This window comes from Vibrio celticus (genome assembly GCF_024347335.1).
In the GTDB taxonomy this organism is placed as follows: domain Bacteria; phylum Pseudomonadota; class Gammaproteobacteria; order Enterobacterales; family Vibrionaceae; genus Vibrio; species Vibrio celticus.
The window spans coordinates 1411251-1426420 of sequence record NZ_AP025463.1 but is presented as its reverse complement, the minus strand read 5'-3'; the positions used below and the strand labels follow the sequence as shown (position 1 = coordinate 1426420).

10 protein-coding genes are annotated in these 15170 nt (G+C 44.2%); 6 read left to right on the top strand and 4 right to left on the bottom strand.

Annotated features, from left to right (window positions below):
• Positions 1–149 precede the first annotated feature (149 nt).
• A complete protein-coding gene (gene pabB, locus OCV19_RS06580; RefSeq protein ID WP_065676969.1) occupies positions 150–1529 on the top strand; it encodes an aminodeoxychorismate synthase component I in 1380 nt (459 codons plus the stop codon).
• 162 nt (positions 1530–1691) lie between these two features.
• Here pabB and OCV19_RS06575 read toward each other — a convergent pair whose 3' ends face one another.
• Together OCV19_RS06575 and OCV19_RS06570 are read right to left on the bottom strand one after the other, a co-directional pair.
• Positions 1692–3410, bottom strand: a complete 1719-nt coding sequence (locus OCV19_RS06575) for an ATP-binding protein (protein ID WP_065676970.1) — start codon at positions 3408–3410, stop codon at positions 1692–1694.
• A 1-nt stretch (position 3411) separates the two neighbouring features.
• Positions 3412–3954, bottom strand: a complete 543-nt coding sequence (locus OCV19_RS06570; protein ID WP_017060423.1) for a heme NO-binding domain-containing protein — start codon at positions 3952–3954, stop codon at positions 3412–3414.
• 303 nt (positions 3955–4257) lie between these two features.
• Between OCV19_RS06570 and OCV19_RS06565 the strand changes: the two genes are divergently transcribed.
• The 3 genes from OCV19_RS06565 to OCV19_RS06555 all read left to right on the top strand — a co-directional run bounded on the left by OCV19_RS06565 (position 4258) and on the right by OCV19_RS06555 (position 7902).
• Positions 4258–4857 (top strand): CoA pyrophosphatase, encoded by a 600-nt coding sequence (locus OCV19_RS06565; RefSeq protein WP_017065423.1) that lies wholly within the window; start codon positions 4258–4260, stop codon positions 4855–4857.
• Positions 4858–5166: 309 nt separating this feature from the next.
• Positions 5167–6420, top strand: coding sequence for an aromatic amino acid transport family protein (locus OCV19_RS06560; protein WP_052878186.1), 1254 nt, complete (start codon positions 5167–5169; stop codon positions 6418–6420).
• A gap of 120 nt (positions 6421–6540) precedes the next feature.
• Positions 6541–7902 (top strand): L-serine ammonia-lyase, encoded by a 1362-nt coding sequence (locus tag OCV19_RS06555; protein ID WP_065676971.1) that lies wholly within the window; start codon positions 6541–6543, stop codon positions 7900–7902.
• Between the two features lie 154 nt (positions 7903–8056).
• On the opposite strand, the gene OCV19_RS06550 is transcribed toward OCV19_RS06555, so the two are convergent.
• Entirely contained in the window at positions 8057–9199 is a 1143-nt protein-coding gene (locus tag OCV19_RS06550) for an amino acid permease (RefSeq protein WP_086738256.1), read from the bottom strand.
• Between the two features lie 780 nt (positions 9200–9979).
• Between OCV19_RS06550 and OCV19_RS06545 the strand changes: the two genes are divergently transcribed.
• Complete coding sequence (locus OCV19_RS06545) at positions 9980–11602, top strand: methyl-accepting chemotaxis protein (RefSeq protein WP_261875692.1); 1623 nt, start codon at positions 9980–9982, stop codon at positions 11600–11602.
• Positions 11603–11687: 85 nt separating this feature from the next.
• Here the strand turns inward: OCV19_RS06545 and OCV19_RS06540 are convergent, their stop codons facing one another.
• Entirely contained in the window at positions 11688–13178 is a 1491-nt protein-coding gene (locus tag OCV19_RS06540) for a SulP family inorganic anion transporter (RefSeq protein ID WP_065677448.1), read from the bottom strand.
• Positions 13179–13736: 558 nt separating this feature from the next.
• On the opposite strand from OCV19_RS06540, the gene asnS reads away from it, so the two are divergent.
• On the top strand, positions 13737–15137 hold the full coding sequence (asnS, locus tag OCV19_RS06535; RefSeq protein WP_065677449.1) for an asparagine--tRNA ligase: 1401 nt from the start codon (positions 13737–13739) through the stop codon (positions 15135–15137).
• The last annotated feature ends 33 nt before the right edge of the window (positions 15138–15170 follow it).

Sequence of the window (15170 nt, the reverse complement as noted above, 5' to 3'; positions counted from 1 at the left end):
TTGCTTTAGCAATCGCTTGCATAGCTTTAAACTAAACCACTTGGATTACTCCGTTCTAATCAAGAACCCATTTTATTTTCAATTTATGATACTCTTGCTTCCTCTCACACGCCATGCAGTGATCGAACTCTTTGTCACAAATTAAACAAATGAATAACAACGAATTTCGCTCTATCCAAATCAAGCCGCTTGAATATCAATCAACTTTAGCTAAACAGCTGTTTTCCCATATTGAAAACCTGCCGTGGGCAATGCTATTACGCTCCGCTTCAGAAAGCCACGTTGATAGTCGATACGATATTTTAGTTGCTCAACCCATCGCCACCTTCGAAACGATCGGTGCAAAAACGACCGTTAATGTTAATGAGACGTGCGAGGTTTCAGACTCCGATCCTTTCGAACTACTCGACCAATATCAGCAACAGTTATTGCCTGCGACTAAAGAGCACACTGAGTTGCCATTCGTTGGCGGCGCTTTAGGCTATTTTAGTTATGATTTAGGGCGCAGAGTAGAGACACTTCCTTCACTCGCAACGCGTAATATTGAAGCACCTGACATGGCGGTTGGCTTATATGAATGGGCTGTTATCGTTGATCACCAACTGAAAACGGCGTGTATTGTCGGTAACAATATCGATGAACATCATGATTGGCTGATGCAGAAAATGGGTCAATCACACCTAACACATGCGCCCTTTGGATTAACCACACCGTGGAAATCCAATATGAGCGAAGAGAGCTACGCCACCAAGTTCGATAGCGTTCAAGAATACCTGTTATCCGGGGACTGCTATCAGATCAACTTAGCTCAGCGCTTCAATGCTCAATACAAAGGCAGTGAATGGCTGGCTTATGACAAGTTAGAGCAGTACAACTCAGCGCCCTTTTCGGGTTTTATCCGTTTGGCCGACTGCGCAATCATCAGTGTTTCGCCAGAGCGTTTCTTAGAACTCAAAGACAATGTGATTGAAACCAAGCCAATTAAAGGCACACGACCTCGTTCTGAGAACCCGATGATTGATGATGCTAACGCGCAAGATCTGGCAAGCGCCGATAAAGATCAGGCGGAAAACTTGATGATCGTCGACCTACTTCGTAATGACATTGGCCGAGTGGCAAAACCGGGCACAGTGCATGTACCAAAGTTGTTCGATATTGAGAGCTTCCCTGCCGTGCACCACTTGGTAAGCACGATACGAGCAGACCTTGATGAGCAATATTCTGCGACTGACCTTCTGAGAGCGTGTTTCCCTGGAGGATCGATTACTGGCGCACCAAAAGTTCGCGCGATGCAGATCATTGAAGAGTTAGAACCACATCGACGTTCAGCGTACTGCGGCAGTATTGGCTACATCAGCCGAAATGGCAGAATGGACACCAGCATTACCATTCGTACATTAGTCGCCGAGAATAATACGCTTTATGCATGGGCTGGCGGAGGTGTGGTGTTCGATAGTGATTGTGCTTCTGAATACCAAGAAACACTGGATAAGCTGAGTCGAATTCTACCGGTACTTGAAGATTGCTAAACCTAATGTCATTAACTGCGAGTTCCGCGATTTAATGACGAGTTCCGCTGCTTAACGGCCAGCAAAAACTCGATATAAAAAGAAACCGAAGGATCGCAAGATCACTTCGGTTTTTTAGTCTTTGAACTAGAGTACATGACTCACAACGCTTTATTCGCGTGTTTAAGCGACCTTCACCGCTGAGACACCCCACTTCTTGAGCATCTCTTTCAGATCGTTGGCGGTGTAAGGCTTACTCAAAATGTCATCCATGCCACACTGAATACAACGTTCGCGTTCTTCAAGAGTCGTTCCGGCAGTCAGTGCCACAATAGATTTAACGTAACCTTTCTCTCTTAGCTTCTCTGTTGCTTCAAACCCGTCCATAACAGGCATTCTGCAATCCATGAATACAATGTCGTATTCGTTGTCTGACGCGAGCTCAAATCCTTCGACACCATTACTTGCGATAGCTGGTTCAATCTCATGTTTACGGAGCATCTGTTGGATGATGATCTGGTTCATCTTAATATCATCAACCACCAGCACTTTAAGTAGTGACAATTCCACTTCAGACTCAAAGCCCTTGGTAACACTATCACTCTCAGCTGGAACATCGACAACTTGAAGAGGAATCGAGATGGTAAAGGTCGTACCTGAGCCAACAACACTGGTCACCCCAATATCGCCATTCATCAAAGCCACCAGCTTGCGACAAATCGCTAACCCAAGCCCGGTGCCCTCATAGTTTCGGCTACTTGAGTTGTCTGCCTGCGTAAAAGGTTCAAACAGCGTCTTATGCGCCGATTCAGCAATTCCGACTCCGGTATCTTCTACAGAGAAAACAAATTGGTTTTTGTCCCACTCAATATCAACATTCACATGCCCCTCTTCTGTAAATTTAATCGCATTACCGATTAAGTTCACAAACAGCTGTGTGATGCGCTCTAAATCGCCTTGGAAATGGGAGGGAACATTTGACGCAACACTGATATTGAATTCAAGCTGCTTCTCTATTGCTCGATTGACGAAGATGCTTTCAATCGTGTTTCGCAAGTCATTCAGGGCAAATTTCTTTGGAATCAGTTCTAACATCCCTGCGTTAATTTTGCTGAAATCCAGCAAGTCATTAATGATGGTTCTGAGAAACTCTCCAGACTGGCGCAGGTTGTTCACTATTTCACGTTGAGAGCTGTTTAGTTCCGTATCACTGATCAATTCTGCACTACCTAACAAGCCATTAAGCGGAGTTCTTAACTCATGGTTAATCATGGCCACAAAGTCACGCGTTGCCCTTTCGGACTCTTCCGCTCGTTTACGTGATTCAATATTTCGGTTGATTGCTAGTTGATGGGTTAAGGCACTGCAAATAAGGTCCGTTACTAACAACAGTTGGCTTTGTATAAACTCGTAGTCTTGGTCTAACAACCTGACTCTGACGATTAACGCGCCAACTATGACTTTTTCAACCTCTAAAGGCACGGTCAGCAGGTCGTCTTGCCAATGAGGTTCTTGAATGTCTTGCTCTAACACCTCGACAGTCTCATCGCCATAATCACAGGTCTGTAACTGAGGGATGAGCTTGGGAGGTAGAATCAAACGACTGGCTTCGATTAAGTAACTGCTGGTCACATTGGTCGTTAATTCAGATAGCATAACATCATCGAGATCATTTCTTAGAAACGCGCGCCCAAAATCAATCAACAGGTTGTCGATTTGTTCTTGGAATTCAATGCGGCGTATATTCGCGTTGGAGCGCTTTTCTAACTGACGCAAAGCAAGCTCAAGTTGTTGGTTAGCCTCGAACAGCTCGAGGCTCTTCTGTTCCAACAATCCTTCAGCCGCTTTTCTTGCCGCGATTTGACGTTTGAGCTTCTTCTCTAGGGCAGATGCCAGATCCATATTACTTTTCTACTTTGAGATTAAACCTAACCACGCTTTGGTCATCATTTTGTGGCGTCATCTCCACCGCGATAGATTCACCGTGGTATTCAGCGCATCCTTCTATAAGTCCTAAGCAAACATGAGACATACACCTTGCGCTTTTGTAGTCAAAAACAAGTTGTGCTTCGGTAGTGGTGATAAAACTGAATTCAGGTGGCTCAGCATCTGGATAGAGCTTCTTCACTTCAACGTGAATGTAGCGCTCTACGTGCTGAATAAATTGAAAGGTGGTATTGCTGTGAGCAAGGCTCGCTTTATTTGGTAATGAGGCCAGTAAGTTCTTAAAAACAGACTGCCCAAAAACGCGTTGCAAGCTTGCTGCATCAATATCGGTTTTCTTACTCAAGTTGATAATCAACCTGACAAGGTCTTTGTGGTCGTAACTGCCGACCGACGTATAGATCCCTTCATCTTCTGACATTTCTAGAACTTCTTCCAAAAGCTCTAGCCCAAACTTGTCTTCAACAAGCTCTAAAAATTCGGTGAATATGATTCCTTTCATCTCATACCTTTTCTTCTATTTCTTTTTAGAATGGTCCACTAAGTTATTGTTATCAAATTCTTAAACAAAAAATATACGTTTCGTCACCCAATTTTATGACATCGATAACGCTTACTCGCCTGTATGCACACATTGAATATAGCAAAAATCGTCATGTTGAGGAGATTCAGTGGTAAAAAGCCCCTCATGGCATCCAATTGATAACTAAAAGAGGGAAAGTAAATGAAGAAAAACTCAATATTGGTAATCAACCCACGGTTATGTCTATACTTAAAATCATAATAATCAATATATTGGCTTGATATGAATAAAGAAAACTTCCTTCAGCAATTCCAACTTAACCCTACCGTTGGCTATCACCCTGAGTCAGTAGAGCGTGTTTCGCACATCAGTGGCGAGCAATTACGTAAAGCGGCAGTGGTGGTAGGTTTAGTTGAAAGAGAAGATGGTTTACATGTCATTTTTACTAAAAGAGCGGCTCATTTAAAGCATCACCCCGGCCAAGTCAGCTTTCCTGGTGGTAAACACGAACTTTCTGACCCTTCTATGCAATTCACTGCACTCAGAGAGCTCCATGAGGAGGTGGGAATTCGATCGGATCAAGTTAAAATTGTTGGGCAATTACCTGCATTGAGTACTATTAGTAAATTTTCTGTGACGCCGATTGTTGCCATGGTCGATCCTGACTATAAAGCCATCATCGATGAGAACGAAGTTGCCTCAATTTTTGAGGTGCCCGCTACCTATGTTTTAGACCAAGCCAAGTTACACAGCCACACTGTTAACTTTAAACAAATCAAGCATCGAGTTTTTGCTATGCCCTTCCAAGAGCACCTAATTTGGGGCGTTACGGCGCAAATCATCCAATCACTGCAGCAGCATGTAGTGCAACGAATTACATAGCAACTACGTTTTATTTAATCTCTGTTAACAAAATCCAGACTTTCTATGGAACAGATTTATTAATGCAATTTTACGCAAACGTTTCCCTGGTATAAATCTATACAACCCCGCCTTTCGCATAAATAAAACTAATACCAAGCATAAACATAAATCACCTGTAGCACGCTATTTTCGTGATCAAAAATCCGTTTTTCGCATATCATGTGACGCGCCGTTTCATTACATGATTTAGATCTATTTTTTGCAGACGAAAATTCTGCAGAATTAGCCCCGACTTATTTCCTGTTCCCAAAAAATGAGTAATTTAACATGAACACAACAACTTCTTCGGCAAATGCCGTTAAAGATTCAAGCAAGTTTAACTATAAAGATTTTACCTGGTGTTTATCACTATTCGGTACAGCAGTTGGTGCTGGCGTACTATTCCTTCCAATCAAAGCTGGTGCGGGTGGTTTTTGGCCATTAGTTATCCTAGCTCTAATTGCGGCACCAATGACTTGGTTCGCACACAAATCTCTAGCTCGCTTCGTACTGTCTGCTAAAAACCCTGAAGCTGATATTACAGACACAGTTGAAGAGCACTTCGGTAAGACTGGCGCAAACATTATTACTTTTGCTTACTTCTTCGCTATCTACCCGATCGTTCTTATCTACGGTGTTGGTATCACAAACACGGTTGACTCTTTCCTAGTAAACCAAATGGGTATGGAATCTATTCCACGTCCTCTTCTTTCTGGTGCACTTATCCTTGCTATGACAGCAGGTGTTGTATTCGGTAAAGAGCTGATGCTTAAAGCAACTTCAGCAATGGTTTACCCACTAGTATTCATCCTACTAGCGCTATCTTTCTACCTAGTTCCTGATTGGAACACTTCAATGATGGACGTAAGCCCAGAATGGTCAACAATGCCTTCTATTATCTGGCTTGCTATTCCAATCATCGTGTTCTCTTTCAACCACAGCCCAATCATTTCACAGTTCTCTAAAGAGCAACGTCGTGTATACGGTGAAGACGCAGTTAAGAAAACTGACGCAATCACTGGTGGCGCAGCAATGATGCTGATGGGTTTTGTAATGTTCTTCGTATTCTCTGTAGTGCTTTCTCTATCTCCAGAGCAACTAGCAACAGCGCAAGCACAGAACATCTCTGTTCTTTCTTACCTAGCTAACGTTCACGAGTCTCCACTTATCTCTTACATGGGTCCTCTTGTAGCATTCGCAGCGATTACTTCTAGCTACTTCGGTCACTTCCTAGGTGCTCACGAAGGTCTTGTTGGTCTAATCAAGTCTCGCTCTGGTTCTTCAATCTCTAAGATTGAGAAAGCATCTCTAGCGTTCATCGTTGTTACAACTTGGATTGTTGCGGTAGTTAACCCAAGCATCCTAGGTATGATTGAAACAATGGGTGCTCCAATGATTGCAGCTATCCTGTTCCTAATGCCTGTATTCGCGATGCAGAAAGTACCAGCTATGGCTAAGTACAAAACTTCAGCACCTGTGCAAATCTTTACAGCTTTATGTGGTCTAGCGGCTATTAGTTCTGTAATCTACGGCGCTCTTTAATCTCAAGCCCTTTTTATAAGATGGCATCCATCTTATATCGCGAGATTAGACAAAAAATATAATGATAATAAATGAGCCTCCCTACTCCCCTTGGGAGGCTCTCTTTTTGAGGTAATCGCTATGATTAGTGTATTTGATATCTATAAAATCGGTGTTGGTCCATCGAGCTCACACACAGTTGGACCAATGAAAGCGGGTAAAGAATTTATTGATGACCTACGTTCAATGGGAAAATTGCGCGACATCACTAAAATCACCGTGGACGTATATGGATCACTATCACTGACAGGGAAAGGTCACCACACAGATATCGCAATCATCATGGGTCTTGCTGGCAATACTCCTGAGCGTGTTGATATCGATTCTATTGCTGGCTTCATTGCTCGCGTAGAAGAAACTGAGCGCCTTCCTGTTGGCATGCACTGTCATACAGTATCGTTCCCACGCGATGGCGGTATGAACTTCCACACTAGCAACCTTTCTCTACACGAGAACGGCATGAGCATTCATGCATGGGTTGGTGACGAAGTTGCATACTCAAAAACGTACTACTCAATTGGTGGCGGTTTCATCGTTGACGAAGAGAACTTCGGCAAAGAAGAAGAAAACCCAATCAAAGCACCTTACGAATTCACAACAGCTGAAGAGCTGGTTAATCAGTGTAAAGAAAGCGGTCTTTCTATCAGTACACTGGTTATGAAAAACCAAGCAGCATTCCACTCAGACGAAGAGTCTCGCACTTACTTCGCTAACATTTGGAAAACGATGCGTGAGTGTATGGATCGCGGTATGAATACTGAAGGTATCCTGCCTGGTCCACTGCGTGTACCTCGTCGTGCAGCAGCACTTCGCCAACAGCTAATGACTTCAGAAAAAACAACCAATGATCCAATGACAGTTGTTGACTGGGTAAACATGTTTGCTTTCGCAGTAAACGAAGAAAACGCAGCTGGCGGTCGTGTAGTAACGGCACCAACAAACGGCGCATGTGGCATCATCCCTGCTGTATTGGCTTACTACGATAAGTTCATCCAAACAGTGACAGAGAAAGACTACATCCGTTACTTCGCAGCTTCTGGCGCGATCGGTGGTCTTTACAAGCGTAACGCTTCTATCTCTGGTGCTGAAGTTGGCTGTCAGGGTGAAGTTGGTGTGGCATGCTCTATGGCTGCTGCTGGTCTTGCTGAGCTTATGGGTGGTAGCCCTGAGCAAGTATGTATGGCTGCAGAAATCGGCATGGAGCATAACCTAGGTTTAACGTGTGACCCAGTTGCTGGCCAAGTACAAGTACCATGTATCGAGCGTAACGGTATTGCTGCAGTTAAAGCAATCAACTCAACTCGTATGGCACTTCGTCGTTCTTCTGCTCCTACTGTTTCTCTAGATAAAGTTATCGAAACAATGCTAGAAACAGGTAAAGACATGAACGCTAAATACCGTGAGACATCTCAAGGTGGTTTGGCTGTTAAGGTTGTTTGTTAATTAGCATTAGTTTGCTAATAGCCTCTAACACAGCTTGCTTGGTAACGAGCAAATAATAAAAAAGGAACGCCGATGCGTTCCTTTTTTTCTATCTAAATTCCGGCTACTTATATCTAAGATGCTCGATTTGCATCTTAGATAATGGGCCAAAGAACTAGATCACTTGTGAGATAAGCAGGAAGCAACCAAACAGCAGTGAGAACAACATCATTGCGCTGCCACCTTCTGCTCGGTATCGGTCATCAGCAACTTTCATGAAACGCTGTTTGTGGACCATAACCAGAGGAACAAACACCGCTAGGAATACCAAGATGATGCCTGCGTAATTCAGCACTTGTAGGAACTTGTCTGCAGCAAGCAATGAACCCGCTAACGGCAAGATAAAGCTAATGCAGTACGTTACCGCTGTATTTTGGTTGAACATGTCTTTGTTCTGGTTGAACAATGCCATCGCTACACCAAAGAAAGAGGTCAACAACGCCAAGCCTGTGAAGGTAGACAGAACGTTACCCACCCAAGGAGACTGAGCCTCAAAAGCCGCCATCAAATCTGATACGTTCTCAAAGCTTCTGAATTGCTCTTCACTCAAGTTACCCACTACCGCGAACAACCAACACAGGTAACACACTAATGGGATCAGAGAACCGATGATCACCATGTTACGCAGCTGTTTGTCTGTCGCTTCGTGGTTGTAAGAAACCAAGGTTGGAATCACCACCATAAAGCCAAAGCTCGTAAACAGGATGGCACTGGTTTTGATTAGTTCAACGTGGTCATGGCTGGTTACCTGCATCAAGTTTTCTTGAGTCATGCTCGGCGCTAAGAAGGCCATAGTTGCAAACAAGCTAGCAAGCATTACGAAGAACAATGCTCGGTTGAGCTTATCAATCACACCAGTACCACTTGCGACTACTGCGCCAGCAAGCAAGGTAAACACGGTTTGGCTGGTAGTCGCGGTAATTTCGACGCCAAAGTTAGACAGTAACTTACTCAGCAAATCACCTGCGCCCAAGATGTAAGCCATTAATAGGCAGATCAACAACGCGTATAGCAAGCCGTTAGTCAGTAACTGACCTTGTTTACCCAAGGTTTTTCGGGCAATTGAGTTTAGTCCTAGGCCGCCACCCGCTTTGATGGTCGCTTCTAGAAGTAGTAATGCTGCGTAAGTCGTACCGAAACAAATCAGTACCATAAGCAGTGTGCCGTAAAGCAATCCGAATTGAGCTAATACCATTGGGATCGCAAGCATACCAGCACCGAGAGCGGTACCAGCGATAATTAGGGAGCTACCCATCATTTTAATATTCATTGTTTTTAACTTATTTGTTTAGTTTTTATAGATGTGAGTCTTCGTTCATCGAGCGGATGACAAAGGAGTTCAGATAGAAATAAAGTTATAAAACGAATAACAATAGGAGCGATAAGCGGTAAAGAAGCGTGCAGAGACGTTGTCGAACAGGGCGTTCAAAGGGGAGCTTGTCTTAAAAGAGGTAAAACGAGAAGCGTGAGTAAGCATTAACTGATGTGGTGAACCTTCCGTAGGTTCAATAATCGGCGATGTAATCTTGAATTTCATGTATGTGTCCAATAAGTCACATTCCATAGTATTTGAAGCAGCGTATCCGTTGCTGCCCTACCTCTATCATAGAGGTCTTTTCATCTTATCGAATGAGCCTCGAAACACAACGCAATAACCACAATTTTTGCTATTAAATTGAACAAAACAGCCATTTGGATATAAATTGACCACTAAGTCGCCTAAAACAATAGCCTTTATTGATAAAAGACAAGCGGACAAATACATCGAGCGAATTAACAACCTAGGCTTTTCTAATTATCAGCACAATCAAAACTCGATGCTGCACTTCAATTTTCCCAAAACAACAGTCTGTTTTAAGAACAGCGAGGAGCTTGAAGCGCGTTCCATTTCAACACCAGATTCCGCACAAACTTGCTACATCACAGAAACATAACCACAACCGGAGTATGGTCACACAATTCGTTATACCCCATAGGTGGTAGGGATTCTTACTAGTACAGTATTTACGTCATTATAATTAATAAAAACAAACACCTTATGCGCTCAACAATCACCTTTAAAATCCTAGTGGCCCTCGCCATCGTGTTCACTTTTTTGCTGGCAATATCGACCTATTTCCAATATTCGCAACAAAAGCAACTTGTAAACTCAGTGTTAAGTGAGCAGCTTCACGACAAAGCAAGTAACTACTTCGATAGCCTCAACATGATGATGCTCACCGGCACCATGGCACAAAAAGAGACCCTTCGTCAGAAAGCACTGGCTCAAGAAGGCATCGAAGACGTTCGTGTCTTACGCGCTGACGCTGTCAGCAAGTTATATGGTCCAGGTAATGATAACCAAACGCCGGTTGACGATATTGATAAACGAGCGCTAGCGGGCGAAACCGTTATCGAACCTTTTTCTGCTGATTGGGGCAAAGGCTTGGTTATTGCTCTGCCAATGAAGTCGAGTGAAGATTACCGAGGAACCAATTGTGTCGCCTGTCATATGGCACCAGAGGGTGAAGTCTTGGGTGCGATTCGCCTCGAATATAACCTCAACCATGTTAACTCGTTGATCAACACTCAAACCATGGCTGCTATTGGCATTATGGCGGTGATCTCGTTTGCCGGATTCGTGCTTACGATGGGATTAATTCGTAAGATTATCGTACGCCCTCTACAACAGACTTCTCGCTTTATGACCCAAGTCAGCAACGATAAAAACCTATCCACTCGCCTGCCCGAACAAAGCAAGGATGAGATTGGCACGCTGGCTAACTCCATCAACTCTTTCATGGGAACCGTATCTGACAGCTTAGAAAAGGTACAAAACACCTCGCACAAGTTGAATGCCTCGGCTAACCAACTGACTAGCGTCGCGCAAATTACCGAGCAAGCTGCCAGCGACCAGCAAAGCGAAACCGCCGAGGTGCAATACAATGTCGAAGGGATACAGTCACAACAAGTCAATGTAGAACAAGCGACTTTAACGGCTTCAGAGCTTATCAATCACACCGCTGATGTGGCGTGTAAGAGTGCCAACCAAGCACACGACGCAAGCAGTGAGATAAAAAACCTCGTTAGCAGCATAGAAGAAGTGAAACACAAAATACTGACACTCAATGAGCAAACCGGAGAGGTCTCTTCAATATTGAGTGTAATTCGTGGCATTGCAGACCAAACCAACCTTCTGGCATTGAATGCAGCGATTGAAGCGGCGCGAGCGGGAGAACAAGGGCGTGGGTTTGCGGTAGTGGCTGATGAAGTTCGCCATCTTGCATCGCGAACCGCAGAAGCAACAGGCAGCATTGAGTCAATCATTCATCAATTCCAGCAAGGCAGCGAAGAGTCGCTGAATTCTGCCGACCGCGTTTGCGAACAAGCCCATCAAAGCTCAACCGATATCGACGCACTTTCAATTGAAATGAATGGTGTGGTCGAAGAGATGAAACAGGTGCTGGCTCACGCACAGAATATTCAGCAGCAAACGCAATCCACCACACAAGCGACTCAGGATGTTCAACAAAAGGTTGAAACCATCACCTCTCACGCAAACAACACGTCGCAATCTGCGGCTGAAACTCGAGACATCAGCAATGACTTGGAAGAACTGTCTGATCACCTTGAATCACTGATTAATCAGTTTACTTTGTCGAGTACAAAGAAGAAGTCATAGATCGCCAACAAAAAAGCGCTCAACAATGAGCGCTTTATCTTCCTAGCAATGTCTAGTGAAGCGTTCAAAGAACCTTAAACAATGATTAGTGTGTAATGGAAACCGCGGTTAAGTCTTTATGCTTGTGATACATCGCGTGTTTGACTATCAGATTCGCACTCACGCTATCCATTCCTGACACTTCAACGTAAGCCCCTTTTTTACGGAACTTGAACACAACCTTATCAAGCGCCTCGACCGAGGTATTATCTAAGAATGACGCATCCGATATATCGATGGTCACTAAAGAGGTCGCGTTGTCATAATCAAATAAGTCGACAAACGCATCTGACGAAGCAAAGAAGACATGACCTTTTACTCGGTGAATGGTATGCATTTCGTTTGTCACGACTTCATCGGATATAAACACCATGGATTTGCTGGCATGTGCATAAAACAGAGCCGACAACACCACGCCAACCGCAACACCTATTGCTAAGTTATGAGTAAACACCACCACCGCCACGGTTGCCAGCATGGTTACATTGGTTGGCAGTGTGTGATCTTTAAGCTCAACAATGGAACGCCATGAGAATGTGCCGATTGAAACCATGATCATCACAGACACTAAAGCGGCCATCGGTATCAGCTTCAACCAATCAGAAACAAACACCACCATTAGCAACAAAACCACTCCAGCGATCAGGCTGGATAATCGGGTTAAGCCACCTGATTTGATGTTAATGATCGACTGGCCAATCATCGCACAACCCGCCATGCCACCAAAAAGGGAAGCCACGATGTTCGCAACGCCCTGCCCTTTACACTCATTGTTTTTGTTACTTTCAGTATCTGTCAGATCATCGACGATTGTCGCCGTCATCAATGATTCCAATAAGCCAACCAGAGACAGAGCGATAGAATATGGAAGGATGGTTGCAAGTGTATCAAACGTGAATGGAATATTAGGAATCAAGAACACAGGCAGTGAGTCGGGAAGCTTGCCCATATCGCCAATTGTTCTCACGTCTAAGCCGAACAACAAACTAATGATTGTCAGGGCGACAATAGCGACCAGTGGAGAAGGTATTGCACGACCAAACTTTGGAAAATAAGGAAGCAGATAAATGATCGCCAAACCCAAAGCGACTAATACGTAAACGCTTGATGGGACGTTGATCAATTCAGGAAGTTGAGCCATGAAAATTAAAATTGCGAGCGCGTTAACAAATCCAGTAATCACCGATTTAGAAACGAAATTCATCAGGTTACCAAGCTTTAGGTATCCAGCCACGATTTGAATGACACCAGCTAAAAATGAAGCAGCGAGTAGATATTCTAGTCCGTGCTCTCTCACCAAGGTGACCATTAATAGCGCCATAGCGCCTGTTGCACCAGAAATCATTCCCGGACGACTGCCAACCAAAGCAGTGACGACACAAATACAGAACGAGGCATAGAGCCCTACTTTAGGGTCAACGCCTGCAATAATTGAAAATGCGATGGCTTCAGGGATCAGTGCGAGTGCAACCACAATCCCAGATAATGAATCTCCTTTAACGTTTGATAACCAGTGTTTTTTTAAATAATTAAGCATGTAATTCTCTTTTACTTGTACAGCCAGTCCTGCCTTGTTGAGACATAATTTGATCGACTGTTTTTCTTGAATGAGCGAGCGCTCGAAAAGTGCGGGTGTAGAGAGAATGCAGGGGTTAAGGCGGCGTAATTAACACGTAGATATTAAACTCCTCTTGTTGCTTTAGTGGGAAATTAAGAAGGTGACCAAGTCCAATATGACTGAATCCGCGCCAATATAGAGTGAGTCTCAACACAATCACACTCCCATTATTGAAAACAAAGGTTTCGATTACGCCTTGCTCGTTCAACAGCTCACATAGGGTCAAAGGTAAGGCTGACGCTAATATCGAACAAAAAACACACCCTCAAACCTATTTATCGTCAGTAGACACAATATTTCTTTCACCAAGCAAGAATAAAGGTTGAAGCTGTCGGTATGACAGGTAATATGTTCAATCGATTTAAAAAGTTTATACAACTTAATGTTTCGGTTAATTATTGTGCAAATGTATGTTTATTTGCAGCAATGCCAGAGACTTTGAGTTGAATTTGTCCCTCAATGGAGAATGAAATCAACATGACTTACGCGCCTGTAACAGACGTACTTGGCGGCAAGCTAGCGGTAGACAGTGAAGTAACTGTTCGCGGCTGGATCCGTTCACGTCGTGATTCCAAAGCTGGAATCTCTTTCCTTGCCATTTATGACGGCTCTTGTTTCGACCCGATTCAGGCCGTGGTTCCTAATAATCTTAATAATTACGAAAACGAAGTATTAAAGCTAACGACTGGCTGCTCTGTTGAAGTAACGGGTAAGATTGTTGAGTCTCCTGCGAAAGGTCAAGACTTCGAACTAGCAGCAACTGACGTTAAAGTTGTAGGCTGGGTTGAAGACGCTGACACTTACCCAATGGCTAAGACACGTCACTCTATCGAATACCTTCGTGAAGTTGCTCACCTACGTCCACGTACAAACGTGATTGGCGCAGTAGCACGTGTACGTAACTGTCTATCTCAAGCGATTCACCGTTTCTACCACGAGCAAGGCTTCTTCTGGACTTCTGCTCCGCTTATCACTGCATCTGATGCAGAAGGCGCTGGTGAAATGTTCCGTGTTTCTACGCTAGACATGGAAAACCTACCACGCACTGAAAAAGGCGACGTAGACTTCAACGAAGATTTCTTCGGCAAAGAGACGTTCCTAACAGTATCTGGCCAACTTAATGCTGAAGCTTACGCTTGTGCACTAAGCAAGGTTTACACGTTCGGTCCTACGTTCCGTGCTGAAAACTCAAACACAAGCCGCCACCTAGCCGAGTTCTGGATGGTTGAGCCTGAAGTTGCGTTTGCAGACCTTAACGATGTAGCGAAACTGGCTGAAGACATGCTTAAGTACGTTTTCGCTGCTGTTCTTGAAGAGCGCCGCGACGACCTTGAATTCTTCGCTTCTCGCATCGACAAGCAAGCAATTACTCGTCTAGAGCAATTCGTTAACGCTGACTTCGCACAAGTTGACTACACTGACGCAATCCAAATCCTACTAGACTCTGGTAAGAAATTTGAGTTTGACGTTGAGTGGGGCATCGACATGTCTTCTGAGCATGAGCGTTACCTAGCTGAAGAGCACTTCAAAGCACCTGTTATCGTTAAGAACTACCCGAAAGACATCAAAGCTTTCTACATGCGCTTAAACGACGACGGCAAAACAGTTGCGGCAATGGACGTACTTGCACCAGGCATCGGTGAAATCATCGGTGGTGCACAACGTGAAGAGCGTCTAGACATTCTAGACGAGCGTATGATTGCTATGGGTATCGACCCTGAGCACATGAGCTGGTACCGCGACCTACGTAAATACGGCACAGTGCCACACGCTGGTTTCGGTCTTGGTTTCGAGCGTCTAGTATCTTACGTAACAGGTATGGGCAACGTTCGTGACGTGATTCCATTCCCACGTACACCACGCTCTGCAAACTTCTAATTCGAAACCTATTCGATATTAAAAGTTAAGAAC

Bases quoted from the DNA above. Each gene is read 5' to 3' on its own strand.
- pabB (WP_065676969.1), top strand. From the start codon at position 150: ATGAATAACAACGAATTTCGCTCTATCCAAATCAAGCCGCTTGAATAT.
- OCV19_RS06575 (WP_065676970.1), bottom strand. From the start codon at position 3,410: ATGGATCTGGCATCTGCCCTAGAGAAGAAGCTCAAACGTCAAATCGCG.
- OCV19_RS06570 (WP_017060423.1), bottom strand. From the start codon at position 3,954: ATGAAAGGAATCATATTCACCGAATTTTTAGAGCTTGTTGAAGACAAG.
- OCV19_RS06565 (WP_017065423.1), top strand. From the start codon at position 4,258: ATGAATAAAGAAAACTTCCTTCAGCAATTCCAACTTAACCCTACCGTT.
- OCV19_RS06560 (WP_052878186.1), top strand. From the start codon at position 5,167: ATGAACACAACAACTTCTTCGGCAAATGCCGTTAAAGATTCAAGCAAG.
- OCV19_RS06555 (WP_065676971.1), top strand. From the start codon at position 6,541: ATGATTAGTGTATTTGATATCTATAAAATCGGTGTTGGTCCATCGAGC.
- OCV19_RS06550 (WP_086738256.1), bottom strand. From the start codon at position 9,199: ATGATGGGTAGCTCCCTAATTATCGCTGGTACCGCTCTCGGTGCTGGT.
- OCV19_RS06545 (WP_261875692.1), top strand. From the start codon at position 9,980: ATGCGCTCAACAATCACCTTTAAAATCCTAGTGGCCCTCGCCATCGTG.
- OCV19_RS06540 (WP_065677448.1), bottom strand. From the start codon at position 13,178: ATGCTTAATTATTTAAAAAAACACTGGTTATCAAACGTTAAAGGAGAT.
- asnS (WP_065677449.1), top strand. From the start codon at position 13,737: ATGACTTACGCGCCTGTAACAGACGTACTTGGCGGCAAGCTAGCGGTA.